At 71.4% G+C, this 23892-nt stretch carries 20 protein-coding genes; 8 read left to right on the top strand and 12 right to left on the bottom strand.

The window, feature by feature from the left end:
- Nucleotides 1-34: 34 nt before the first annotated feature.
- The 3 genes from OHA99_RS28415 to OHA99_RS28405 all read right to left on the bottom strand — a co-directional run bounded on the left by OHA99_RS28415 (nt 35) and on the right by OHA99_RS28405 (nt 2657).
- Nucleotides 35-1141, bottom strand: coding sequence for an amidohydrolase family protein (locus OHA99_RS28415; RefSeq protein WP_153180413.1), 1107 nt, complete (start codon nt 1139-1141; stop codon nt 35-37).
- 98 nt (nt 1142-1239) lie between these two features.
- A complete protein-coding gene (locus tag OHA99_RS28410; protein WP_164385194.1) occupies nt 1240-1608 on the bottom strand; it encodes a hypothetical protein in 369 nt (122 codons plus the stop codon).
- A 95-nt stretch (nt 1609-1703) separates the two neighbouring features.
- Nucleotides 1704-2657: a heme o synthase gene (locus OHA99_RS28405; RefSeq protein WP_003976885.1), complete on the bottom strand. Its 954-nt coding sequence runs from the start codon at nt 2655-2657 to the stop codon at nt 1704-1706.
- Between the two features lie 371 nt (nt 2658-3028).
- Between OHA99_RS28405 and tkt the strand changes: the two genes are divergently transcribed.
- From tkt to pgl, 5 genes are read left to right on the top strand one after another with little or no spacing between them, the layout of a single operon-like run.
- Nucleotides 3029-5116, top strand: a complete 2088-nt coding sequence (tkt, locus tag OHA99_RS28400; RefSeq protein WP_345963689.1) for a transketolase — start codon at nt 3029-3031, stop codon at nt 5114-5116.
- 37 nt (nt 5117-5153) lie between these two features.
- On the top strand, nt 5154-6272 hold the full coding sequence (gene tal, locus OHA99_RS28395) for a transaldolase (RefSeq protein ID WP_164385192.1): 1119 nt from the start codon (nt 5154-5156) through the stop codon (nt 6270-6272).
- Nucleotides 6273-6275: 3 nt separating this feature from the next.
- On the top strand, nt 6276-7799 hold the full coding sequence (gene zwf, locus OHA99_RS28390; protein WP_007448325.1) for a glucose-6-phosphate dehydrogenase: 1524 nt from the start codon (nt 6276-6278) through the stop codon (nt 7797-7799).
- Nucleotides 7796-8845, top strand: a complete 1050-nt coding sequence (opcA, locus tag OHA99_RS28385) for a glucose-6-phosphate dehydrogenase assembly protein OpcA (RefSeq protein ID WP_405698304.1) — start codon at nt 7796-7798, stop codon at nt 8843-8845. Before zwf ends, opcA begins: the two co-directional genes overlap by 4 nt.
- On the top strand, nt 8842-9627 hold the full coding sequence (pgl, locus tag OHA99_RS28380; RefSeq protein WP_153180408.1) for a 6-phosphogluconolactonase: 786 nt from the start codon (nt 8842-8844) through the stop codon (nt 9625-9627). Before opcA ends, pgl begins: the two co-directional genes overlap by 4 nt.
- A gap of 129 nt (nt 9628-9756) precedes the next feature.
- Here the strand turns inward: pgl and OHA99_RS28375 are convergent, their stop codons facing one another.
- The 5 genes from OHA99_RS28375 to OHA99_RS28355 all read right to left on the bottom strand — a co-directional run bounded on the left by OHA99_RS28375 (nt 9757) and on the right by OHA99_RS28355 (nt 16441).
- Complete coding sequence (locus tag OHA99_RS28375; RefSeq protein WP_153180407.1) at nt 9757-10596, bottom strand: carbohydrate ABC transporter permease; 840 nt, start codon at nt 10594-10596, stop codon at nt 9757-9759.
- A gap of 10 nt (nt 10597-10606) precedes the next feature.
- On the bottom strand, nt 10607-11971 hold the full coding sequence (locus OHA99_RS28370; protein WP_153180406.1) for a carbohydrate ABC transporter permease: 1365 nt from the start codon (nt 11969-11971) through the stop codon (nt 10607-10609).
- Nucleotides 11972-11984: 13 nt separating this feature from the next.
- Nucleotides 11985-13313 (bottom strand): ABC transporter substrate-binding protein, encoded by a 1329-nt coding sequence (locus tag OHA99_RS28365; protein ID WP_405698303.1) that lies wholly within the window; start codon nt 13311-13313, stop codon nt 11985-11987.
- Nucleotides 13314-13360: 47 nt separating this feature from the next.
- Nucleotides 13361-14986: a glycoside hydrolase family 13 protein gene (locus OHA99_RS28360; protein WP_405698302.1), complete on the bottom strand. Its 1626-nt coding sequence runs from the start codon at nt 14984-14986 to the stop codon at nt 13361-13363.
- A 183-nt stretch (nt 14987-15169) separates the two neighbouring features.
- A complete protein-coding gene (locus OHA99_RS28355; RefSeq protein WP_405698301.1) occupies nt 15170-16441 on the bottom strand; it encodes an ABC transporter substrate-binding protein in 1272 nt (423 codons plus the stop codon).
- Nucleotides 16442-16601: 160 nt separating this feature from the next.
- Here OHA99_RS28355 and OHA99_RS28350 point away from each other — a divergent pair, with 160 nt between their 5' ends.
- From OHA99_RS28350 to OHA99_RS28340, 3 genes are read left to right on the top strand one after another with little or no spacing between them, the layout of a single operon-like run.
- Nucleotides 16602-17117: a PadR family transcriptional regulator gene (locus OHA99_RS28350; protein WP_007448335.1), complete on the top strand. Its 516-nt coding sequence runs from the start codon at nt 16602-16604 to the stop codon at nt 17115-17117.
- Nucleotides 17114-17881, top strand: a complete 768-nt coding sequence (locus OHA99_RS28345; protein WP_405698300.1) for an ABC transporter ATP-binding protein — start codon at nt 17114-17116, stop codon at nt 17879-17881. The genes OHA99_RS28350 and OHA99_RS28345 overlap by 4 nt, the downstream gene beginning before the upstream one ends.
- Nucleotides 17882-17931: 50 nt before the next feature.
- Nucleotides 17932-20358 carry an FtsX-like permease family protein gene (locus OHA99_RS28340; RefSeq protein ID WP_405698299.1) on the top strand — a complete coding sequence of 809 codons (2427 nt, stop codon included), beginning with the start codon at nt 17932-17934 and terminating at the stop codon, nt 20356-20358.
- Nucleotides 20359-20392: 34 nt separating this feature from the next.
- Here the strand turns inward: OHA99_RS28340 and pgi are convergent, their stop codons facing one another.
- From pgi to tpiA, 4 genes are all read right to left on the bottom strand, one after another.
- Nucleotides 20393-22045: a glucose-6-phosphate isomerase gene (gene pgi / locus OHA99_RS28335; protein WP_405698298.1), complete on the bottom strand. Its 1653-nt coding sequence runs from the start codon at nt 22043-22045 to the stop codon at nt 20393-20395.
- Nucleotides 22046-22190: 145 nt separating this feature from the next.
- Nucleotides 22191-22526 (bottom strand): RNA polymerase-binding protein RbpA, encoded by a 336-nt coding sequence (locus OHA99_RS28330; RefSeq protein WP_003976875.1) that lies wholly within the window; start codon nt 22524-22526, stop codon nt 22191-22193.
- Nucleotides 22527-22739: 213 nt separating this feature from the next.
- Nucleotides 22740-22976: a preprotein translocase subunit SecG gene (gene secG, locus OHA99_RS28325; protein WP_153180398.1), complete on the bottom strand. Its 237-nt coding sequence runs from the start codon at nt 22974-22976 to the stop codon at nt 22740-22742.
- A gap of 136 nt (nt 22977-23112) precedes the next feature.
- Entirely contained in the window at nt 23113-23889 is a 777-nt protein-coding gene (tpiA, locus tag OHA99_RS28320; RefSeq protein ID WP_153180397.1) for a triose-phosphate isomerase, read from the bottom strand.
- Nucleotides 23890-23892: the final 3 nt, after the last annotated feature.

Here is a 23892-nt window from a genome sequence, read left to right as displayed (position 1 = left end):
GTCCGTACGCCCGATACTCCAGTCCGTACACCCGTCACTCCAGTCCGTACACCCGCCCGGCGTTCCCCGAGGCGATCATCCCCGCCACCCGCTGGGCGTCCCCCAGCGACCACGCCCCCTCGGCCACCCAGGCGCCCAGCACCCTGCCCAGGGCCTCGCGGAACAGCCGGGCGGCGACGACGTGCAGTTCGGGCAGGCCCTGGGCGCCGCTGGAGAACAGGATCTTGCCGAACGGCGCCAGCTCCAGGATCTCCGCGAGGACCGTCGCCGCGCGGGCCCCGGTGCGCACCAGGGCGGCGCCGGAGTCGGCGTAGACGTGCGGGAAGACGCCGGCCAGGTGGGCGGCGTGGCGGTGGTACGGGTAGCCGTGCAGCAGGACCAGGTCGGTGCCGAGGCCGGCGGTGGCCCGTACGAAGTCGGTGAGCAGCACCGGGTCGGTGCGGTCGATGCGCAGGCCCGGTTCGCCGAGGCCCGCGTGCAGCTGGAGCGGCAGCCCCGAGGCGACGGCGATCCACAGGAGGTGGCGCAGCAGTACGGGGTCGCTCAGTTCCCCGCCGACCTCGCGCCCGGTGAGCCAGCGGGAGGCGGCCCCGCGCACCTCGCCGGGGCCGGGCGGTTCCGGGGCGAGGGACAGTCCGTGCCGTACCCCGGCGACGGAGGTGAAGGCGACCGCGTCCGCGGCGGCGCCGTGCACGGCCTCGGCGAGGTTGGCGAGGAAGGACTCGACGGTGCCGGAGGTGTCGGCGACCTGCTCGGCGAGGAGTTCCAGGCGCACGATCTCTCGGGTGTCGGCGTCCGCGGCGGAGGCCATCTCGCCGGGTCCTGTGAGGTCGCCGGGCAGTCCGGCGTCGACCAGGTAGGTGGTGATGCCGCTGCCGCGCAGCAGCCGGCGGTCGGCCTCCATGACGCCCAGTTCGCGGCGCCGGGCCAGGTAGCGGGCGGGCGGGCAGTGCGGTTCCAGGCCGAGCAGGGGCGGGCACCAGCGGCGTACCGCGAAGCCGGTCTGGGTGTCGAAGAGGGTGGTGCCCGGCGCGGGCGGACCCTCGGTGCGGGCCAGCTGGGCCTCGAAGGTGCCGAGGCCCAGCTCCGTTCTCAGGACGCCGTGGCAGTACTGGTCCACCAGGGACGGCGTTTCGATCATCCGGGCTCCCCGTGCTGGGACCGAGCGCCGCGCGGCTCGTGCGCCTCGCGGCCCGCGCGCCTCGCGGCTTCCTACGGTCCTAACGGGTGAACCCGGTCTCAGGTGTTGCTCGGGCCTCCGACCTGGATGCCCGCCATGCGCGACCACTCGTAGCGGCCGGTGGCGACCTTGGCCGCGTACTCGCCGTCGAAGTCGTCGTGGACGGTGATCCCGGACTGCTCCACGGCCTTCCGGGCCCGCTCGGGGGTGCGCGCGACCAGGTCGCCCCAGGCGCCGTCCGCACCGACGAGCACGATCCGGGCGCCGCGCTCACCGAGGTACGCCACCTGGGCCTCCGCGCCGCCGTGGGCCTTGGCGAAGGCCTCGATCCGCCCGGCCGTCCGGGTCACCTCGAACGCGTCCCACCGGTCGGCCCAGCCGCGCTTCGCGCCGGCCTGCTCCGTGTCCACCTGCTCCGTGTCTGCCATGACCAGGATGCTACCGACGGGTAGATCGAACGGCGACGGGCGGGGTGCGTGGCCTTGGCCACGCACCCCGCCCGTCGGACGTCCGCACCGGGGGCTCAGCGCAGGAAGGGGTCCACCGCGATCGCGAGGAACAGCACCGACACATAGGTGATGGACCAGTGGAACAGCCGCATCTCCTTGAGCTTGCCGCCCGTGACCTCGGCCTTGGCGCGGTTCTGGAGCCCGTGCGCCTCCCACAGCCACATCCCGCCGGCCGCCAGGGCCACCGCCGTGTAGAACCAGCCGGTGTAGCCGAGCGGCTGCAACAGCAGTGACACGACGACCATCACCCAGCTGTAGATGACGATCTGCCGGGCGACGACCTTGTTGGAGGCGATCACCGGGAGCATCGGCACGCCGACGCGCGCGTAGTCCTCCTTGACCTTCATGGACAGCGGCCAGTAGTGCGGCGGCGTCCAGAAGAACATCACCCCGAAGAGGATGACCGGCGCCCAGGACATCGAGTTGGTCACGGCCGACCAGCCGATGAGCACCGGCAGACAGCCGGCGATGCCGCCCCAGACGATGTTCTGCGACGTGCGGCGCTTGAGGATCATCGTGTAGACGACGACATAGAAGAGGAGGGCGCCGAGCGAGAGCCAGGCGGACAGCCAGTTGACCGTGAAGCCGAACAGCAGCGTCGAGACGATCGCCAGGGTGATGCCGAAGACGAGGCATTCCACCGGGCTGACCATGCCGGTCACCAGCGGGCGCTGCGAGGTCCGGTCCATCAGCGCGTCGATGTCGCGGTCGATGTACATGTTCAGCGCGTTGGCGCCGCCTGCCGACAGATAACCGCCGACGCAGGTCAGCAGCACCAGCTTCAGATTCGGAACACCCTGTTCGGCGAGGAACATCACCGGAACAGTGGTGATCAGCAGAAGCTCGATGATCCGCGGCTTGGTCAGTGCCACGAACGCCTTGACACGGGCCCCGAACGGCCGGTGACTCGGGCTCTGGCTCGTCCCGATTACCCCCGCAGGACGGGATTCAACGGCCGTCACGCACACCCCTGACAGAGACTCCCAGCAAGCCCGACCGTGTGAAGTGGCGGTAAAGGCTCGCGCGTACCACGCCACTTTAGACGTTGCCCATACCTCGGCCCTCGCGGGGGTGGGCTCGTGTTGGCGCGGGTGCTCCGACGTGCGTGCGGAGAGTCGATTGAGCAGTCAGATGAGCGCCTCCGTATTCACTTGCCGAATGCGGTTTCGCCCAGTCGACAGGCGGATCGAGAAGAGTCCCGGCAGTCTGGTTTCCAGCGGAAAAACGCACGTACTTACGGGGGTAGGCTCGGCCATGGCCGGCCGAACTCACGGACGCGCCGGCAGCCGGTGCACCCGTGCACCGGCAACCGACATGTGGAGAGGAGCCCTGACTCAGGGTGAGCACCAAGCCGACCACCACAGACCTCGAGTGGACCGAACTGGACCAGCGGGCCGTGGACACCGCCCGCGTCCTGGCCGCCGATGCCGTACAGAAGGTTGGCAACGGCCATCCGGGTACGGCGATGAGCCTGGCGCCCGCCGCCTACACCCTCTTCCAGAAGGTGATGCGGCACGACCCCGCCGACGCGAACTGGGTCGGGCGCGACCGTTTCGTGCTGTCCGCGGGTCACTCGTCCCTGACCCTCTACACCCAGCTGTACCTGGCCGGCTTCGGCCTGGAGCTGGCGGACCTGGAGTCCTTCCGCACCTGGGGCTCGAAGACTCCCGGCCACCCGGAGTACGGCCACACCACGGGCGTGGAGACCACGACCGGCCCGCTGGGCCAGGGTGTCGCCAACGCGGTGGGCATGGCGATGGCCGCCCGCTACGAGCGCGGACTGTTCGACCCGGAGGCCGCCGAGGGCGAGTCCCCGTTCGACCACTTCGTCTACTGCATCGCCGGTGACGGCTGCCTCCAGGAGGGCATCTCCGCCGAGGCGTCCTCGATGGCCGGTCACCAGAAGCTCGGCAACCTGGTCCTGCTGTGGGACGACAACCACATCTCGATCGAGGGCGACACCGAGACCGCCGTCTCCGAGGACACCTGCAAGCGGTACGAGGCGTACGGCTGGCACGTGCAGCGCGTCGCCCCGAAGCCGGACGGCGACCTGGACCCGAACGCGATCTACGACGCGGTCGAGGCGGCGAAGAAGGTCACCGACCGGCCGTCCTTCATCGCCATGCGCTCGATCATCGCCTGGCCGGCCCCGCACGCGCAGAACACGGAGGCCGCGCACGGCTCGGCGCTCGGCGACGAAGAGGTCGCGGCGACCAAGCGGGTGCTGGGCTTCGACCCGGAGAAGTCCTTCGAGGTCTCCGACGAGGTCATCGCGCACACCCGCAAGGCCCTGGAGAAGGGGCAGGCGGCCCGCGCGGTGTGGGAGAAGTCCTTCCAGCAGTGGCGGGACAACAACCCGGAGCGCGCCGCCGAGTACGAGCGCGTGGCCAAGGGTGAGCTGCCCAAGGGCTGGGAGGAGAAGATCCCGGTCTTCGAGGCGGGCAAGGGCCTCGCGACCCGTGCCGCGTCCGGCAAGGTGCTCCAGGCGCTCGGCGACGTGGTCCCGGAGCTGTGGGGCGGCTCGGCCGACCTGGCCGGCTCGAACAACACGACGATCGACAAGACGTCGTCCTTCCTCCCCACCGGCAACCCGCTGCCGGGGGCGGACCCGTACGGCCGCACCATCCACTTCGGCATCCGCGAGCACGCGATGGCCGCGGAGATGAACGGCATCGCGCTGCACGGCAACACCCGCATCTACGGCGGAACGTTCCTGGTCTTCTCCGACTACATGCGCAACGCGGTGCGGCTGTCGGCGCTGATGCACCTGCCGGTGACGTACGTGTGGACGCACGACTCCATCGGTCTGGGCGAGGACGGCCCGACCCACCAGCCGGTCGAGCACCTGGCCTCGCTGCGCGCCATCCCGGGTCTGAACGTGGTCCGTCCGGCCGACGCCAACGAGACGGCGATCGCCTGGCGCGAGATCCTGCGCCGCTGGACGAAGGAGTTCGGCAAGGGCCAGCCGCACGGTCTGGCGCTGACCCGCCAGGGCGTGCCGACGTACGAGCCGAACGAGGACGCGGCCAAGGGCGGCTACGTGCTGTTCGAGGCGGAGGGCGGCGACGCCGAGGTCGTGCTCATCGCCACCGGTTCCGAGGTCCACGTGGCCGTCGAGGCGCGTGAGGCGCTCCAGGCCGACGGCGTGCCGACCCGTGTGGTGTCCATGCCGTCCGTGGAGTGGTTCGAGCAGCAGGACCAGGGGTACCGGGACAGCGTCCTGCCCCCGTCCGTGAAGGCCCGGGTCGCGGTCGAGGCCGGGGTCGGGCTGACCTGGCACAAGTACGTGGGAGACGCCGGCCGCATCGTCTCCCTGGAGCACTTCGGTGCTTCGGCGGACGCCAAGGTGCTGTTCGCGGAGTTCGGCTTCACCGCCGAGAACGTGGCCTCCGCGGCGCGGGAATCCCTGGCCGCGGCCCAGCGCTGACGCCCATATACGACTCGTAGTAGGAGATGCAATTTCCATGACAGACGCACTCAAGCGCCTCTCCGACGAAGGCGTCGCGATCTGGCTGGACGACCTGTCGCGCAAGCGGATCACGTCCGGCAACCTCGCCGAGCTGATCGACCAGCAGCACGTCGTGGGCGTCACCACCAACCCGTCGATCTTCCAGAAGGCGATCTCGCAGGGCGACGGCTACGACACGCAGCTCACCGACCTCGCCGCCCGCGAGGTCACGGTCGAAGAGGCCATCCGCATGATCACCACGGCGGACGTCCGGGACGCCGCCGACATCCTGCGCCCGGTGTTCGACAACACCGGCGGCAAGGACGGCCGGGTCTCCATCGAGGTCGACCCGCGCCTGGCCCACAACACCCGGGCGACGGTCGCCGAGGCCAAGCAGCTGGCGTGGCTGGTGGACCGGCCCAACACCCTGATCAAGATCCCGGCCACCGAGGCGGGTATCCCGGCGATCGCCGAGACCATCGGCCTGGGCATCAGCGTCAACGTCACGCTGATCTTCTCGCTGGAGCGCTACCGCAAGGTCATGGACGCCTTCCTGACCGGCCTGGAGAAGGCCAAGGAGCGCGGCCTGGACCTCTCGCAGATCCACTCGGTGGCGTCCTTCTTCGTGTCCCGCGTGGACACCGAGATCGACAAGCGGATCGACGCGCTGGGCACCGACGAGGCCAAGGCCCTGCGCGGCAAGGCCGCCGTCGCCAACGCGCGCCTCGCCTACCAGGCGTACGAGGAGGTCTTCGGCACCGACCGCTGGGCCGCCCTGGAGAAGGCCGGCGCCAACAAGCAGCGTCCGCTGTGGGCGTCGACCGGTGTGAAGGACAAGGCGTACAGCGACACCATGTACGTCACCGACCTGGTGGCACCCAACACGGTGAACACCATGCCGGAGGCGACGCTGTTCGCCACCGAGGACCACGGCGAGATCGGCGGCAACGCCGTCGCCGGGACGTACGAGCAGGCCCGCGCCGACCTCGACGCGGTCGAGAAGCTGGGCATCTCCTACGACGAGGTGGTCCAGCTCCTGGAGAAGGAGGGCGTCGACAAGTTCGAGGCGTCCTGGAACGACCTGCTGAAGTCCACGGAGGCGGAGCTCAAGCGCCTCGCTCCCTCGAAGGGCTGACAATTGTCGAGCAGCAACCCGCTGCGTGACCCCGCAGACCGACGGCTCCCGCGCATCGCGGGGCCGTCGGGTCTGGTCATCTTCGGCGTCACCGGCGATCTGTCCCGCAAGAAGCTCATGCCCGCCGTGTACGACCTCGCCAACCGGGGTCTGCTGCCGCCGGGCTTCTCGCTCGTCGGGTTCGCCCGCCGCGACTGGGAGCACGAGGACTTCGCCCAGGTCGTGCACGACGCCGTCAAGGAACACTCCCGCACTCCGTTCCGCGAGGAGGTCTGGCAGCAGCTCATCCAGGGGATGCGCTTCGTCCAGGGCACCTTCGACGACGACGACGCGTTCGAGCGGCTGCGCGGCACCATCGAGGAGCTGGACAAGGCACAGGGCACGGGCGGCAACTTCGCCTTCTACCTGTCGGTGCCGCCGAAGTCCTTCCCGGTGGTCATCCAGCAGCTGAAGAAGCACGGGCTGGCCGACCAGTCGAGCGGCTCCTGGCGCCGCGCGGTGATCGAGAAGCCGTTCGGCCACGACCTGAGGTCGGCCGAGGAGCTCAACGCGATCGTCCACGAGGTCTTCGGCTCCGACCAGGTCTTCCGCATCGACCACTACCTGGGCAAGGAGACCGTCCAGAACATCCTGGCGCTCCGCTTCGCCAACACGATGTTCGAGCCGATCTGGAACCGGTCCTACGTGGACCACATCCAGATCACCATGGCCGAGGACATCGGCATCGGCGGCCGCGCCGGCTACTACGACGGCATCGGCGCCGCCCGTGACGTCATCCAGAACCACCTCCTCCAGCTGCTCGCACTGACCGCGATGGAGGAGCCCGCCTCCTTCGACGCGGACGCGCTGGCGGCCGAGAAGACCAAGGTGCTCGGCGCGGTCCGCCTCCCCAAGGACCTGGGCCGGGACACCGTGCGCGGCCAGTACGCGGCCGGGTGGCAGGGCGGCGCCAAGGCCGTCGGCTACCTCGAAGAGGACGGCATCGACCCCAAGTCGAAGACCGACACCTACGCCGCGATCAAGGTCGGGATCGACAACCGCCGCTGGGCGGGCGTCCCCTTCTACCTGCGCACCGGCAAGCGCCTGGGCCGCCGCGTCACCGAGATCGCGGTCGTCTTCCAGCGAGCCCCGCACTCCCCCTTCGACTCCACCGCCACGGAGGAACTCGGCTCGAACGCGATCGTCGTCCGCGTCCAGCCCGACGAGGGCGTCACCGTCCGCTTCGGTTCCAAGGTGCCGGGCACGTCGATGGAGATCCGGGACGTCTCGATGGACTTCGCCTACGGCGAGTCCTTCACCGAGTCCAGCCCGGAGGCGTACGAGCGTCTGATCCTGGACGTCCTGCTGGGCGACGCCAACCTCTTCCCGCGCACGGAGGAGGTCGAGCTGTCCTGGAAGATCCTCGACCCGATCGAGCAGTACTGGGACGCGCACGGCACCCCGGCGCAGTATCCGGCCGGCACCTGGGGGCCCGTCGAGGCGGACGACATGCTGGAGCGAGACGGACGGAGCTGGCGCCGGCCATGAAGACAGACCTCACGGACACCACGGCCAGCAAGATCAACAAGGCGTTGGTGCTGGGCCGCCGGGCGATCGGCACCCCGGCCATCGGCATGGTGCTCACCCTGGTCATCGTCACCGACGAGGAGAACGCCTACGACGCGCTGAAGGCCGCGAGCGACGCCGCGCACGAGCACCCCTCGCGCACGCTCGTCGTCATCAAGCGCGTCTCGCGCTCCCCCCGGGACCGCACCACGTCCCGGCTGGACGCCGAAGTCCGCCTCGGTGCCGACGCGGGCACCGGCGAGACGATCGTGCTGCGGCTGTACGGCGACGTCGTCGACCACGCCCAGTCGGTGGTCCTGCCGCTGCTGCTGCCGGACGCGCCGGTCGTGGTCTGGTGGCCGGTGAACGCGCCGCTGGACCCTGCGAAGGACCCGCTGGGCGCGCTCGCGCAGCGCCGGGTCACCGACACCTATGCCTGCGAGGAGCCGATACGGGAGCTGGTGGCCCGCGCCGACGCCTACGCGCCGGGCGACACGGACCTGTCGTGGACCCGCATCACACCCTGGCGTTCGATGCTGGCGGCGGCCCTCGACCAGGTCGACTGCCAGGTGCAGGCGGTCGAGGTGGAGGGCGAGGAGTACAACCCCAGCTGCGAGCTGCTCGCGATGTGGCTCGCGGACCGGCTGGAGGTGCCGGTGCGGCGCACGGTGTCGAGCGGCCCGGGTCTCACCGCGGTCCGCATGGACACCGACTGCGGTCCGGTCGTCCTGGACCGGGCCGACGGTGCGCTGGCGAACCTCTCCATCCAGGGCCAGCCGGCCCGCGCGGTCGCCCTCAAGCGCCGCGAGACGGCCGAGCTGATCGCGGAGGAGCTGCGCCGCCTGGACCCGGACGACACCTACGCCTCAGCGCTGCGCTACGGCGTGGACCGGCTGACCGCGCCGGCCAAAGGGGACGCCCGCAACGGGGAAGGCGCCGTCGCCGCTCCCGTGGAAGCGGTCGCGAAGGCTCCCGCGAAGGACGCGGCGCGGGAGAAGACACCGGTGAGGAAGGCGGCGGCGAAATGAGCGAGACCCCGCAGCTGGTCGTGCACCGCGACAAGGAGCTGATGGCCGAGGCCGCGGCGGCCCGCCTGATCACGAAGATCGTGGACGCGCAGGCCTCCCGGGGCAGCGCGTCCGTGGTCCTCACCGGCGGCCGCAACGGCAACGGCCTGCTCGCGGCGCTGGCCGGCTCCCCGGCCCGGGACGCGATCGACTGGGGCCGGCTCGACCTGTGGTGGGGCGACGAGCGCTTCCTGCCGGAGGGCGACCCGGAGCGCAACGTCACCCAGGCGCACGAGGCGCTCCTGGACGCGGTGCCGCTGGACCCGAAGCGGGTGCACGCGATGGCACCGTCCGACGGCCCCTACGGCTCGGACGTGGAGGCGGCAGCGGCAGCCTACGCGCAGGAACTGGCCTCGGCCTCCGTCCCCGAGAACCACGCCGCGGTCCCGTCCTTCGACGTCCTGCTCCTCGGCGTCGGCCCGGACACCCACGTGGCGTCGCTCTTCCCGGAGCACCCGGGCGTCCGGGAGACCGAGCGCACGGTGATCGGCGTCCACGGCTCCCCCAAGCCGCCGCCCGTCCGCATCTCCCTGACCCTGCCCGCGATCCGCGCCGCCCGTGAGGTGTGGCTGCTCGCGGCGGGCGAGGACAAGGCGAACGCGGTGGCGATGGCCCTGTCGGGCACGGGCGAGATCCAGGCCCCGGCAGCGGGCGCCCGGGGCCGCGCCCGCACCCTGTGGCTCCTGGACTCGGCGGCGGCGTCACAACTGCCGAGGTCGCTGTACCCGCCGGCGTCGGCCTAATCCAGCCCGTCCGGCGTTTGAGGACGAGGCCCGTTCAGGGCCGAAGCGGGGGTCTGGGGGCGCAGCCCCCAGGGACGGGAAAGGGAAGGGGCGGCGGGGGCGAAAACCCTCCCCGCCCCAGCCCGCCCGTCACTTCACGGACCCCGCCATGACCCCCTGCACGAAGTGCCGCTGGAACGCGAAGAACACCACCACCGGCACCACCAGGGACAGGAACGCACCCGGCGCCAGGACGTCGATGTTGCTGCCGAACTGGCGGATCTGCGACTGGAGCTCCACCGTCAGCGGCTGCGACGAGCTGTCCGCGAAGAGCAGTGCGACCAGCATGTCGTTCCACACCCACAGGAACTGGAAGATGGCGAGGCTGGCGATGGCCGGCTTGCCGACCGGCAGCACCAGCCGTGTGAAGATCCGCCACTCGTTGCCGCCGTCCATGCGCGCGGCCTCCAGCATCTCCTTGGGCATCTCGGCGAAGTAGTTCCGCAGCAGGAACACCGCGAACGGCAGCCCGTAGGCGACGTGGAACAGGACCACACCCGGGATGGTCCCGAACAGGCCCAGTTGCCCGAAGAGTTTGGCGACCGGCAGCAGCCCGATCTGCACGGGCACCACCAGCAGTGCCACGACGACCAGGAAGACCGTCTCGCGCCCCGGAAAGTCGAGCCAGGCGAAGGCGTACCCGGCGAGCGCCCCGACGACCACGACGAGCACGGTCGTCGGTACGGAGATCAGCACCGTGTTCCAGAAGGCCTGGGTGATGCCGGAGTTGCCGAGCAGCGCCGAGTAGTTGTCGAGGGAGAGCTGCCCCGGGCTCGCCAGGGCCGTCCACCAGCCGCCCTTCGCCGTGTCCTCGGACGAGCGCAGCGAGGACACGAACAGTCCGGCCAGGGGTGTCATCCACACCAGCCCGATGAGCACGAGGAAGGCCTGGACGACCCCGTTGCCCAGATACCGCCGGACGGCGTTCATCGCTGACTCCTCATCGCTGACTCCTCTTGAAGCGGCGGACGTTGAAGACCATGGCCGGGACGACGAGCAGCAGGAGCAGGACACCCAACGCGCTGCCGAGGCCCTGGTTGTTGCCGCCGCCGAACGACACCAGCCACATCTGCGTCGCGAGCACCGTCGCGTCCTCCTGCACGGGTCCGGGCGCGATGATGTAGACGAGGTCGAAGACCTTCATCACGTTGATCACGAGGGTGATGAAGACGACCGTGAGAACCGGGGCCAGCAGCGGCACGGTGATCCGCCGGAAGATCTGCCACTCGTTGGCGCCGTCCATCCGCGCCGCCTCCAGCGCGTCGCGCGGCAGCGAGGACAGCCCGGCGCCGATCAGCACCATCGCGAACCCGGTCCAGATCCACAGGTACGCCCCGATGATGGCGGGGGTGACGAGCGCGGGTCCGAGCCAGGAGACGCCCTCGTAGGGCGGGGCGAAGTTCGAGGCGGGGAGCTTCAGGGTGTAGGAGCCCCGGTCCAGCCCGTCGAAGCGGAAGGAGCCGTCGGCGGCGGTGGTCGCGGTCGCGACCGTACGGCCGTCGCGCACGGCCTCGACCGTCATCTCGGGCAGCCCGCTCTCGCGCCGGTCGACCCGGCCCTGCTCCCCTCCCCCGCCGGGCGTGAAGTCCAGGTAGACGACGCCGCGCACCTCGTCGGCGGCGGCGTCCCGTCCCGCCGCCCCGTACGCGGACTCCGCGCCGGACGGCAGGTCGTCGGGCCCCACGCCGACCAGGCCGAGGGTCACCGTGTCGCCGGGTGACACGCCCGCACCGGTCCGGTACGAGCCGTCGGCGCCCTTGACCAGACCGCCCTCCTGACCCTCACGCGCCCGCGCGCCCGGGTAGCTCGCCGTGCCGGCGAAGGCGTCGTGCACGCCGGTCACGGCGGCGTTGAGGACACCCTTGTCCGGGTCGTGGTCGTAGGCGAGCCGGAAGATGATGCCGGCGGCGAGGAAGGAGACCGCCATCGGCATGAAGAGGAGCAGTTTGAAGGCGGTGGCCCAGCGGACCTTCTCCACCAGGACGGCGAGGACCAGGCCGAGGCCGGTCAGCAGGGTGGGCGCGACGACGACCCAGATCGCGGTGTTGCGGACGGCCTTGAGGGTGGCCGGGTCGCGGAACATCTCGGTGTAGTTCTCGCCGCCCACGAAACGCGTGCCGGAGGCGTCGAAGAGGCTGCGGCCGACGGAGAACAGCACGGGGTAGACGACGAGGGCGCCCAGCAGGAGCAGCGCGGGCAGGACGAAGAGCAGGGCGACGGCCGCCCGGCGCCGCCGGGGGCGCCGCAGGGGCGCCGGGCCGGGAGCGGCGGGCGGGCTCGCCTCTTTCACCAGGGTGGAGGTCATGACCGGTCGGCCCTCAGCCCTTGTAGGCCTTGGCCGCCGCGGTCTCCAGTGCGGCCGCGGTCGCCTTCGGGTCGGAGGAGTCGCGCAGGAAGTCCTGGAGGATCTTCCACTCGCCGGTGCCCTTGGTGCCGCCGAAGGCCGCGGGTGCCTGGTCGGACATGTCGAAGCGGACCGAGTCCCCGGCTCCGACGAGGGACTCGGCGGTGGCCCGGGTGACGTCGTCGCCGTAGGAGGCGGGGTCGAGGTTCTTGTTCGGGGAGAGGAAGCCGCCCGCCTCCGCCCACACGGCCGCGGCCTCCGGCGTCGCGAGGTACTCCAGGAGCGCCATTCCGGCCTCGGAGTTCTTGCCGTCCTTGAGGACGACGGCCGCGTCGCCGCCGCTGACCACGGGTGCCTCGCCGCCGCCGACCGCGGGGAACGGGAAGAAGTTCGCGTCCTTGCCGATCTCCTTGCCGAACTGGTCCTTGGCGACCCCGGCGACGAAGTCGCCCTCGTAGACCATGCCGGCCTCGGGCTTCGGGCCGAACACCTTCTCCACCGAGCCCGGGAAGTCGGTGTTCAGGGCGCCCTTCTGGCCGCCCTCGACGAGCTGCTTGTCCTTGAAGAGCTTGCCGAGGGTGGTGAGCGCCTCGACCACGCTGGCGTCGGTCCACTTCAGTTCGTGGGCGGCCAGGGCGTCGTACTTCTCGGGTCCGGCCTGGGAGAGGTAGACGTTCTCGAACCAGTCGGTCAGCGTCCAGCCGTCCTGCCCGGCGACCGAGAAGGCGGCGAGCCCGGAGTCGGAGACGGTCTGCCCGGCCTTCAGCATCTCGTCGTACGTCGTCGGCGGCTCGACCCCGGCCTGGGTGAGGGCGTCGGGGCTGTACCAGACGGTCGACTTGTGGGCGGCCTTGAAGTAGAGGCCGTAGAGGGTGCCGTCTACGGTCCCGTACGTCTGCCAGACGTCCGCGAAGTTGGTGCCGACGGACTTCTGGGCCGTCTTGGACAGCGGCTTCAGCCAGCCCTTGCCGGCGAACTGCTTGAGCACGCCGACCTGCGGGACCATCACGACGTCTGGGGCGTTGCCGCCCTCGATCTTGCTGCCGACGACGGTGGAGACGTTGTCGCCGGTGGAGACGAAGGAGGTCTTGGCGCCGGTCTTCTCGGTGAAGGCGTCCAGCACCTTCTGGAAGTTCTCCTGCTCGGTGCCGGACCAGACGCCGGCCACGGTGACGGACTGTCCGTCGAGCGCCTTGTCGCCGCCGCCCGCGGTGACGGGTCCGGAGCCGCCGCAAGCGGTCGCGCCGAGGGCGAGGACGAGGGCGGTGCAGCCGGTGAGCAGGGTGGTACGTCGTCGCATCATCGTTGATGTCCCTTCGAGGGTGGGGCGAGAAGAGGTCGGGGGCGGGGTCAGAGGTCGGCGATCCACCAGGCGGCGGTGGAGCCGGGCAGGACGCCGGGCGGGCAGGGGCCGTCGCTGGCGAGCAGCGGGGCGCCGGGGACGGGGGCCGGCGTGGGGGCGGTGCCGAAGTTGACGGCGCAGACCAGGCCGTCGCCGCGGACGAAGGCCAGGACGCCGGGCGGGGTGTCGAGCCAGCGCAGGGTGCCCTCGCCCAGCTGGGGCAGTTCGGAGCGGAGTTGCAGGCCGTCGCGGTAGAGGTGCCAGAAGGAACGGGTGTCGGCGAGGGCGCGGTCGGTGGCGTACTCGGCGAAGTACTCGGGCTGCGGCAGCCAGGGTTTGGCCGCGCCGTCGCCCGAGGTGAAGCCGAACGGGGACGCCTGTCCCGACCAGGGCAGCGGCACCCGGCAGCCGTCGCGGACGCGGGCGCGGCTGCCGGTGCGGTGGAAGATCGGGTCGGTGAGCACGTCGTCGGGCAGGTCGACGACCTCGGGCAGGCCCAGTTCCTCGCCCTGGTAGATGTACGCGGCTCCGGGAAGGGCCAGCATCAGGAGGGCGGCGGCGCGGGCGCGGGCCGTCCCCAGGCCGCTGCCGTCGGTGGCGGGTTCGCCGTAGCGGGTGACGGTGCGGACCTGGTCGTGGTTGTTGAGGACCCAGGTGACCGTGGAGCCGGTGCCGGCGATGTCCTGCATGGCCTCGGAGATGACCTTGCGGAAGGCGTCGGGGTCCCAGGGGGCGCCGAGGAGGTCGAAGAAGAAGGCCTGGTGGAGTTCGTCGGGGCGGACGTAGCGGGCGTGTTCGCGGGCGCTGGGCACCGACACCTCGCCGACGAGGAGGCGTTCGCGGCCGTCGCGGGCGGTGTACTCCTCGCAGACCGCGCGCCACTGCCGCCACACGTCGTGCACCTCGGGCTGGTTCCAGGCGAGCGGGTTGACCGAGTCGCGGGTGCGGGCGTCGGCCTCCGGGTCCGGGGAGTCGGGCAGTTCGGGGTGCTTGTAGAGGCCGGCGGCGACGTCGATGCGGAAGCCGTCGACGCCCCGGTCCAGCCAGAAGCGGAGTATCCGGTCGAACTCGGCGGCGACCTCGGGGGTGCGCCAGTTCCAGTCCGGCTGTTCGGGCGTGAACATGTGCAGGTACCACTGGCCGGGGCGGCCGTCGGGCTCGGTCACCCGGGTCCAGGCGGGGCCGCCGAACATGGCGTGCCAGTTGTTGGGCGGCTCGTTCCCGTCCGGGCCGCGGCCGTCGGCGAAGTGGAAGCGGGCGCGGGCCGGGCTGCCGGGCGGGGACGCGAGCGCCTCGCGGAACCACGGGTGCTCGCTGGAGCAGTGGTTGGGGACGATGTCGAGCAGGACCCGGATGCCGAGGCGCCGGGCCGCGGCGGCCAGCGCGTCGAACTCGTCGAGGTCGCCGAAGAGCGCGTCGACTCCCCGGTAGTCGGCGACGTCGTAGCCGTGGTCGTGCTGGGGCGAGGGGTAGAAGGGGCTCAGCCAGATTCCGTCGACGCCCAGTTTGCGCAGGTAGGGCAGTCCGGACCGGACGCCGGCGAGATCGCCGACGCCGTCGCCGGTGCTGTCGAGGAAGCTGCGGACGTAGACCTGGTAGATCACCGCGTCACGCCACCAGTGGTGCCTGTTCACCCCGAGGACCTGTCTGTTGAGAGCCGTCGCTGTTGTGCATGCATGTTAGGTAGCGGTGTCGCGAAGGTGTCAACGAACAGAACAGAAGCTACTGAGCAGTTGGGGATTTATATGCGGACTTTTCACCGCACTGAAGGCGGAGATGAGACGTCGGCGTTACCTAACATGTAACTAGGAGGGGTTTCAGTGCCGTGCGATGGCGGCCAGCTCGCGGGCCAGCCGTCGCACCGCCGCCTCGGGCGTCTGCCGCCCGGTCATCGCGTCGTGCACGACCGCCTGCACGGCCAGGCTGACCTGGTCGTAGCGCGGGCTCTTGGGCCGCGGGGCGGCGGCGAGCACGCTCTCGCGCAGGGTCGGCAGGTACGGGAACGCCTCGATCAGCTCGGGGTCCTCGTACAGGTCGGCCCGTACGGGCGGCAGCGCGCCGCGGGTGAGGACCTGGCGCTGGACGCGCTCGCTGGTGAGGTACGCGATGAGGCGCGCGGCCGAGTCGGGGTGCTCGGCGTGGGTGCCGACGGCCAGGTTGGAGCCGCCGAGGACGCTGGTGCCGGGACCGGCGGGGCCGGGCAGCGGTACGGCGCCGACCTTCCCGGCGACCGCGGAGTCCGGGGCGGAGGCGCTGACGTAGGCGTAGGGCCAGTTGCGCAGGAAGAGCAGGCGGCCGTCCTGGAAGGCCTGCTTCGACTCCTCCTCCTTGTAGGTCAGCGCCGCCTTCGGTATCCAGCCCTCGCGCACCCCGCGCGCCAGGAAGCCGATGCCATCGCGGGCCGCCGCCGAGTCCACGGTGACGCGTTCGCCCTCGTCGCCGAGGATGCTGCCCCCGGCCGAGTAGACGGACTCGGCGGCGTTCACGGTCAGGCCCTCGTAGGGCAGGAACTGGCCCGCGTAGCCGTCCAGTCCGTGCTTCGGGGCGATGGCCTGGGCGTACCGCTCCAGCTCCGCCCAGGTGCGCGGCGGCGGGACGCCCTCGGCGGCGAGGACGTCCTTGCGGTACAGGAGCAGGCCGGCGTTGGTGACGTACGGGACGGCGTAGAGCCGGCCGTCGTAGGTCGCCGTGTCGACGACGGGCGGCAGGAAGGTGCCGAGCGGGAAGCGGTCGCGGGGCAGCGGGCGTATCCAGTCGGCGGCGGCGAACTCGGAGGTCCAGTTGACGTCGATGTTGAGGACGTCGAAGCGGTGCCGGCCGCCGTCGCGCAGGTCGGTGGCCATCTGCGCGCGGGTCTCGTCGGCGGAGTCGGGCAGTTCGACGAGGGTGACCCGTTCGCCGGGGTGGGCGCGGTTCCAGCCCTCGAGGAGCGGGCCGAGGTAGCCGGTGAGGTCGCCGGCGGTGGCCAGGGTGAGCGGGCCCCGGCCGCTCGCGGCACCCACCTGCGCGCGGGCGCCGGAGGCGGCGTACCCGGTCAGGACGACGAGGAGGACGAGGAGGCCCCTACCGGCGGCGTGGATCCACCGCATAGGTTCCTCCCTGTACACCCTCGTACACCGGTCCCGCCGGCTCGCACCGGCACCGGGCGTCCTCGTCCCGGATCAGAGGCCATGTATACCTGTTAGGTATGCGCGATACTAGGGCGTGGAGCACATCCGGGGACTCGAACAGAAGCGGGAGGACGGCTGAGTGCGCCTGCACCTCCTGGCTCTCCTGGCCCGCGGTCCGGCCCACGGCTACGAGCTGAAGCAGGACCTTGAGCAACTGCTGGGCTCCGCGTACCCTCAGCCGAACGTCGGCCAGATCTACGTCACCCTCGGCCGTCTCGAGAAGACGGGACTGATCGAGGGCGAGGACATCGAGCAGTCGAGCCGGCCCAACAAGAAGGTCTACCACCTCACCGACGCCGGGCGCGACGAGCTGCGGGCCTGGTACGAGGAGACGACGGACGAGCCGCGGGTGCGGGACGAGTTCTTCATGAAGCTCGCTCTGGCTCCGCAGACCGGGCTCGCCGACCAGATCGCCCTGATCAACAAGCAGCGGCGCCAGTACCTGAACACGATGCGGCAGTTGTCGAAACTGGCCGCCGCCGAAGACCGGGACAACCGCGTCGCCCACCTCCTCATCGAGGGCGCGATGCTGCACCTTCAGGCCGACCTCGACTGGCTGGAACGGTGCCAGGAAGAGCTGGAGGAGCTGGAGTGAGCGCTGGGACGAGTGCCGGCCCCGCTCCCGTGCTGCGCGCCGAGGGCCTGGTCAAGACGCACCGCGGCGAGGGCGCCCCGGCGCACGCCGTGCGCGGGGTGGACCTGACCGTGCGGCGCGGCGAGTTCGTGGCGGTCACCGGGCCGTCCGGTGCCGGGAAGTCGACGCTGCTGCACCTGCTCGGCGGGCTCCAGCGGCCGGACGCGGGCAGCCTCTGGCTGGACGGCGCGTGCACGGACGGCTACAGCGAGAAACGCTGGGCGGTCGAGCGCAGGAAGCGGATCGGGATCGTCTTCCAGTTCTTCAACCTGGTCTCCGACCTGTCCGTCGCCGACAACGTGGAGCTGCCCGCCCTGCTCGCCGGGCTGCCGCCGAAGCGGGCGCGCGCCGAGCGGGCGGAGCTGCTGGCCGAGCTGGGCCTGACGGGCAAGGAGCGCAGCATGCCGGGTGAGCTGTCCGGCGGCGAGCAGCAGCGGGTCGCGCTCGCCCGGGCGCTGGTCAACCATCCGCCGCTGCTGCTGGCGGACGAACCCGCGGGCAGCCTGGACGGCAAGGGCACCCGCGAGGTGATGCGGCTGCTGTCCCGCTTCCACCAGCGGGGCCAGACGATCCTGCTGGTCACCCATGACGCGCGGCTCGCCAGCGCCGCCGACCGGGTGATCAGCTTCTTCGACGGGCGGATAGCCGACGACGCCGAGCTGGACGCCGCGACGCCACCGCGCCGCCGTCCCGGGGCGTCCGCCGTCCTGGAACTCAAGGACTGACATGCGGGCGTACGACCACCGCGCGCACCGCGCACCGGAGGGCTGAGGCCGTGCGAGCGACCCTGCGCTGGGCCCACTCCGATCTGCGCACGCACCGGGGCGAGGCGCTGTTCCTCGTCCTGGCGACCGCCGGGATCGTCGCGTCGCTGCTGCTGGCCGCGGCCCTGTTCGGGTATGCGACCAACCCCTGGCAGCGGGTCTTCACGCAGGCCCGCGGCGCCCACGTCTGGCTGCACACCGACCGTGCCGCCGACACCGGCGAGCTGGCCGCGCTGGACGGCGTCCAGTCCGTCGCCGGCCCCTATCCCACGGCCTCCGCGACCGTCGCCGTACGCGGCACCCGGGCCTCCGTCGAACTGCGCGGCACCGGCGAGGAGCCCGACGTGGGGCGCCCGCTGCTCACCGCCGGGCACTGGCTCGACGCCGGCGACCCCGACGGGGTGGTCCTGGAGAGCCACCTCGCCCGCGCGCTGCTGGCCCAGCCCGGCGACACCCTCACCCTGCCCGGCACCCCGCGGACCCTCACGGTGCTCGGCATCGCCGACAGCCCCGAACGCCGCTACCGGCCGGGCGAGCAGCCGGGCCTGGTGTGGGCGCCGCCGGCCGCGGTGCCCGACCCGGGCGGTCAGGTGATCGGCCTGCGGCTGACCGATCCCGGGGAGACGGACTACGCCGTGCAGCGGGCGGTGACCGTGCTGGGCGCCGGGGCGATCGGGCAGGTCTCCACCTGGGAGCAGGCCCGCGCGGAGGCGCAGGGCGACAACCGGCTGCTCGGCCAGGTCCTCGGCCTGTTCGGACTGGGCGCGCTGCTCGCCGCGGGGCTGGCGGTGCACGGGGCGATCGGCACCCGGATCCGCGGTCATCTGCGGGACATCTCGGTGCTGAAGGCGATCGGCTTCACGCCGGGCCAGGTCGTGCGGGTCTTCCTGCTCCAGCACCTGGCCTACGCGCTGCTCGGCGCGGTGGCCGCCGCCGGGCTCACCCAGGCCCTCGGCAGCCGGGTGCCGGGGCGGCTCGGGGACGCGGTCGGGGTGTGGCAGGGGCTGCCCGAGCACACGGTGGCGCTGTTCGTCGTACCGGCGTGCGCGGTGCTGTTCATCGGCGCCACCACCGGCCTCGCGGCGTGGCGGGCGGGCCGGGTGCCGCCGGTTCCGCTGCCGCGCCCGGCGGGGGCGCAGGGCGGCGGGCTGTCCGGGGCGGCTCGGCGGGTGCTGGGGCTGCGGGTGCTGCGGGTGCCGGCGGGAGTCCGGGCAGGGGGACTTGCTGGACGGGGGCCTGGTGTACGAGAGCGTGGTGTACGGGGTTCCGACGGAGCCGGTGTGCCGGGTGCCGAGGCCTCGCCCGGCGTGCGCGAACTGGAGGTACGCGTGCCGCCCGCCCTCGTGCTCGGCTGGCACAAGGCGTTCGCCCGCCGCCCGCGCTCGTTGGCGACGGTGGCCCGGCTCACGCTGCCGCTGCTGCTGATCGTGGTGGCGATGAGCGCGTGGACCACCATCGACCGCTTCCACAGCCGGCCCGAGGAGATCGGCCTGCCGACCGCGCTGACCGTCCGCGTGGACGCCGACGCCGGTGACCGGAGCACCCGGGCCCTGCTGGAGCACGACCCCGGGGTGGCCGCCGCCTACCCGGGTGTCGAGGTGGCCGCCCTGGTGCCGGGGCAGACCGCCACGATCGCGCTGCGCGGGCTCGGCACCCGCGAGGACCCCTACCCGTACGCCCTGGCCGAGGGCCGCCGCGCGCACGGACCGGACGAGGCGGTGGCCGGGCAGGGGCTGCTCGACCTGCTGGAGGTGGAGGTCGGCGACTGGGTGCGGATGACCGTCGGCGACCGGCCGCAGATCCTGCACATCGTGGGCCGCAGCATCGAGCCGGAGAACGCCGGCCGAGTCGTCTCGACCTCCCTGGACACGCTCCGGGAGAACGATCCGCGGCTCGAGCCGGCCCTCTACCAGCTGCGTCTGCGCGCGGGCGCCGATCCGGACGAGGTCGCCGGGCGCCTCACCGAGGCCGGGCACGGCAGGCTCGACGTGCATGCCGTGGCGAACCCGGCCGACGGGCTCTCCCCGCTGCGCGGAGTCGTCCTCGGACTGGTGGCCGTCCTCGCGCTCGTCGGGCTGATCGAACTGCTCACCGCCATCGGCGGCACCGTCCGGGAGAGCGAACGGGACCTGCTCGCCCTCAAGGCGATCGGGCTCTCCCCGCGTCAGATCACCGGCATCACCGTCACGGCCACGGGCTGCACGGCCCTGGCGGCCGTGCTCCTCGCCGCCGCCCTCGGGCTGCCGCTCGCCCACTGGCTGATCGACGCCCAGGGCGCCTCCAGCGGCATCGGCGCGGGGATCGCCCGGGCGCCGTCCGCCGTTCTCCTGGTGGCCGTGGGCGCGGGGGCCGTGCTCGGTGCGGCGGCGCTGGCCGCGGTGCCGTCGGCCCGGGCGGCCCGGCGCCGCCTCGCGGACACGCTGAGCGCGGTGGCCTGACCGGTACCGGCCGGACCGCCGCGCCCCGTTCCGCTCACTGCCGGTCGCGCAGCTCCCGGTAGGCGGCGACCAGCGCCTCGGTGGAGGCGTCCAGGCCGGGGACTTCCGCGCCCTCGGTCAGCGCGGGCTCGATCCGCTTGGCGAGCACCTTGCCGAGCTCGACGCCCCACTGGTCGAAGGAGTCGATGTTCCAGATCGCGCCCTGCACGAACACCTTGTGCTCGTAGAGGGCGACGAGCTGCCCGAGCACCGACGGGGTCAGCTCGGCGGCCAGGATCGTCGTGGTGGGGTGGTCGCCGCGGAAGGTCTTGTGCGGGACCAGCTCCTCGGGCACGCCCTCCGCGCGGACCTCGTCCGGGGTCTTGCCGAAGGCGAGGGCCTGGGTCTGGGCGAAGAAGTTGGCCATCAGCAGGTCGTGCTGGGCCTTGAGCTCGTCGCTCAGCTCGCCCACCGGCCGGGCGAAGCCGATGAAGTCGGCGGGGATCAGCTTGGTGCCCTGATGGATCAACTGGTAGTACGCGTGCTGCCCGTTGGTGCCCGGCGTGCCCCACACCACCGGCCCCGTCTGCCACTCCACGGGGTTCCCGTCGCGGTCGACGGACTTGCCGTTGGACTCCATGTCCAACTGCTGGAGGTAGGCGGTGAACTTCGACAGGTAGTGCGAGTACGGCAGCACCGCGTGCGACTGCGCGCCCAGGAAGTCGCCGTACCAGACGCCCAGCAGGCCGAGGAGCAGCGGCGCGTTGGCCGGGGCCTCGGCGTTGCGGAAGTGCTCGTCGACGATGCGGAAGCCGTCGAGCATCTCCCGGAAGCGGTCGGGGCCGATGGCGATCATCAGGGACAGCCCGATCGCCGAGTCGAAGGAGTACCGGCCGCCGACCCAGTCCCAGAACTCGAACATGTTCGCCGTGTCGATGCCGAAGCCGGAGACCTTCTCGGCGTTCGTCGACAGGGCCACGAAGTGCCGGGCGACCGCGGCGTCGTCACCGAGGGCGTCCAGCAGCCAGGTCCGGGCCGAGGTGGCGTTGGTGACCGTCTCGATGGTGGTGAACGTCTTGGAGGCGATGACGAACAGTGTCTCGGCCGGGTCCAGGTCGCGGACCGCCTCGTGCAGGTCGGCGCCGTCCACGTTGGAGACGAAGCGGACCGTGAGCGAGCGGTCGGTGAAGGCGCGCAGCGCCTCGTAGGCCATCGCGGGGCCCAGGTCCGAGCCGCCGATGCCGATGTTGACGACGTTCCTGATGCGCCTGCCGGTGTGGCCGGTCCACTCGCCGGAGCGGACCCGGTCGGCGAAGCCGGCCATCTTGTCGAGCACGGCGTGCACCTTGGGGACGACGTTCTCGCCGTCGACCTCGATCACCGCGTCGCGCGGGGCGCGCAGCGCCGTGTGCAGCACGGCCCGGTCCTCGGTGATGTTGATGCGCTCACCGCGGAACATCGCGTCGCGCAGCCCGAACACGTCGGTCGCGGCGGCCAGTTCCTGGAGCAGGGCCAGCGTCTCGTCGGTGACGAGGTGCTTGGAGTGGTCGACGTACAGGTCGCCCACGCGGAGCGTCCAGCCGGTGCCGCGCCCCGGGTCGGCGGCGAACAGCTCACGCAGCCGCACCTGGCCGAGCTGCTCGCGGTGCTTGGCCAGCGCGGCCCATTCGGGCGTCTGGTGGAGCCTGGTACGACCGTCTGCGTTCATGTCGGACGTCAGCCTTCTTCCTTGAGATGTCCCAGCTGTCCCGGCTGTGTCCCGGCTGTACAGCTGTTCCAACCTAAGTGATCAGGAGTGAAGGCGACCGACCGAATCGGAAACCGCCGGAGGCGGAGACCGACGGTGTACGGAGCTAGATCTCGCCGCGCAGTTTGGCGAGTGCCTCGGCGAGGATCGCCTCGCCGTCCGCGTCGCTGCGGCGCTCGCGCACGTACGCGAGGTGGGTCTTGTAGGGCTCGGTGCGGGGCGGGTCCGGCGGGTTGTCCCGGTCCTGTCCGGCGGGGAAGCCGCAGCGCGGGCAGTCCCAGGTCTCCGGGACCTGGGCGTCGCTCGCGAAGCTCGGCTGTGTCTCGTGTCCGTTGGAGCACCAGAAGGAGATGCGCAGACGCGGCGCGGACTCGCCGCGCTCGGCCTCGCCCATCGGCCCCGCCCCGACCCGGCTTCCCCGGATCGCGTTGCCACTTGCCACGGTCGTAACTCCCTGCGTGATGGTGCCGCGAAGCGAGTCGGCGTTTCGCTTCGCTGCGAGCGCCTCAGTCTACGTAAGGCCCAACGCGCGTCCAGTATTTGGAGTTACAAGCTCCAGTGCACAGACGCAAGCCCCATGATAGGCGGCGCGCCGAGGCGCGTACCGGACATGGGGCTTTACGTGCACAAGTGTGTGACGGGTCGACGCGACCGGTCAGTTGTTGGCCTTCAGGAGCAGGCCGAGCACCATGATGCACGCGAACCAGACCAGACCGACCACCACGGTGATCCGGTCGAGGTTGCGCTCGGCGACCGAGGAGCCGCCGACGGACGACTGCATGCCGCCACCGAACATGTCGGAGAGACCGCCGCCCTTCCCCTTGTGCATCAGCACCAGCAGCATCAGCAGCAGGCTGAAGACGATCAGGGCGATCGAGAACCCCAAAACCACGGCTGGACCAACTTCCTCGGATTCGGATGAACGACGGGGGCACGATGACAGCAGGCCACCATGCCCCCGCAAGGGTACGACGTATCGCCGCTAGCGCATACTCACTGGTCGATCTGCCTTCCGACCAGGGCGTCGGCTACTGGTCGCGGAAGCGGACGATCTTGACGAACTCGTCCGAGTCCAGCGAGGCGCCGCCGACCAGGGCGCCGTCGATGTCGGGCTTCGCCATGATCTCGGCGACGTTGCCGGACTTGACGGAGCCGCCGTACTGGATGCGGACCTGGTCGGCCAGCTCCTGGGAGTACAGCTCGGCGAGCTTGCCGCGGATCGCCGCGCAGACCTCCTGGGCGTCGTCGGCGCCGCAGACCTTGCCGGTGCCGATGGCCCACACGGGCTCGTAGGCGATCACGACGGACTCGGCCTGCTCGGCCGCGAGGTCCTTCAGACCGCCCTCGACCTGGGCGAGGGTGTGCTCGACGTGGTTGCCCGCCTCACGGACGTCCAGCTCCTCGCCGACGCACAGGATCGGGGTCAGGCCGTGCTTGTAGGCGGCCTTGACCTTGGCGTTCACGATCTCGTCGGTCTCGGCGTGGTACTGCCGGCGCTCGGAGTGGCCGACGGCCACGTACGTGCACTTCAGCTTGGCCAGCATGGGGCCCGAGATCTCGCCGGTGTAGGCGCCGCCGTCGTGCGCGGAGATGTCCTGGGCACCGTACTTGATCTTGAGCTTGTCCCCGTCGACCAGGGTCTGCACGGAGCGCAGGTCGGTGAAGGGGGCGAGGACGGCGACCTCGACGGCGTCGTAGTCCTTGTCCGCGAGGGCGAAGGCGAGCTTCTGGACGTGGGCGATGGCCTCGAGGTGGTTGAGGTTCATCTTCCAGTTGCCCGCCATCAGCGGCGTGCGGGTGGTCATCGG

The organism is Streptomyces coelicoflavus (assembly GCF_045041415.1).
In the GTDB taxonomy this organism is placed as follows: Bacteria; Actinomycetota; Actinomycetes; order Streptomycetales; family Streptomycetaceae; genus Streptomyces; species Streptomyces coelicoflavus.
The sequence above is the reverse complement of the archived record's forward strand: the minus strand, read 5'-3'. Positions and strand labels throughout refer to the sequence as shown.

Bases quoted from the DNA above. Each gene is read 5' to 3' on its own strand.
- tpiA (WP_153180397.1), bottom strand. From the start codon at position 23,889: ATGACCACCCGCACGCCGCTGATGGCGGGCAACTGGAAGATGAACCTC.
- OHA99_RS28375 (WP_153180407.1), bottom strand. From the start codon at position 10,596: ATGAACGCCGTCCGGCGGTATCTGGGCAACGGGGTCGTCCAGGCCTTC.
- OHA99_RS28355 (WP_405698301.1), bottom strand. From the start codon at position 16,441: ATGCGGTGGATCCACGCCGCCGGTAGGGGCCTCCTCGTCCTCCTCGTC.
- tal (WP_164385192.1), top strand. From the start codon at position 5,154: ATGACAGACGCACTCAAGCGCCTCTCCGACGAAGGCGTCGCGATCTGG.
- OHA99_RS28370 (WP_153180406.1), bottom strand. From the start codon at position 11,971: ATGACCTCCACCCTGGTGAAAGAGGCGAGCCCGCCCGCCGCTCCCGGC.
- OHA99_RS28365 (WP_405698303.1), bottom strand. From the start codon at position 13,313: ATGATGCGACGACGTACCACCCTGCTCACCGGCTGCACCGCCCTCGTC.
- OHA99_RS28410 (WP_164385194.1), bottom strand. From the start codon at position 1,608: ATGGCAGACACGGAGCAGGTGGACACGGAGCAGGCCGGCGCGAAGCGC.
- pgl (WP_153180408.1), top strand. From the start codon at position 8,842: ATGAGCGAGACCCCGCAGCTGGTCGTGCACCGCGACAAGGAGCTGATG.
- OHA99_RS28415 (WP_153180413.1), bottom strand. From the start codon at position 1,141: ATGATCGAAACGCCGTCCCTGGTGGACCAGTACTGCCACGGCGTCCTG.
- pgi (WP_405698298.1), bottom strand. From the start codon at position 22,045: ATGAACGCAGACGGTCGTACCAGGCTCCACCAGACGCCCGAATGGGCC.
- opcA (WP_405698304.1), top strand. From the start codon at position 7,796: ATGAAGACAGACCTCACGGACACCACGGCCAGCAAGATCAACAAGGCG.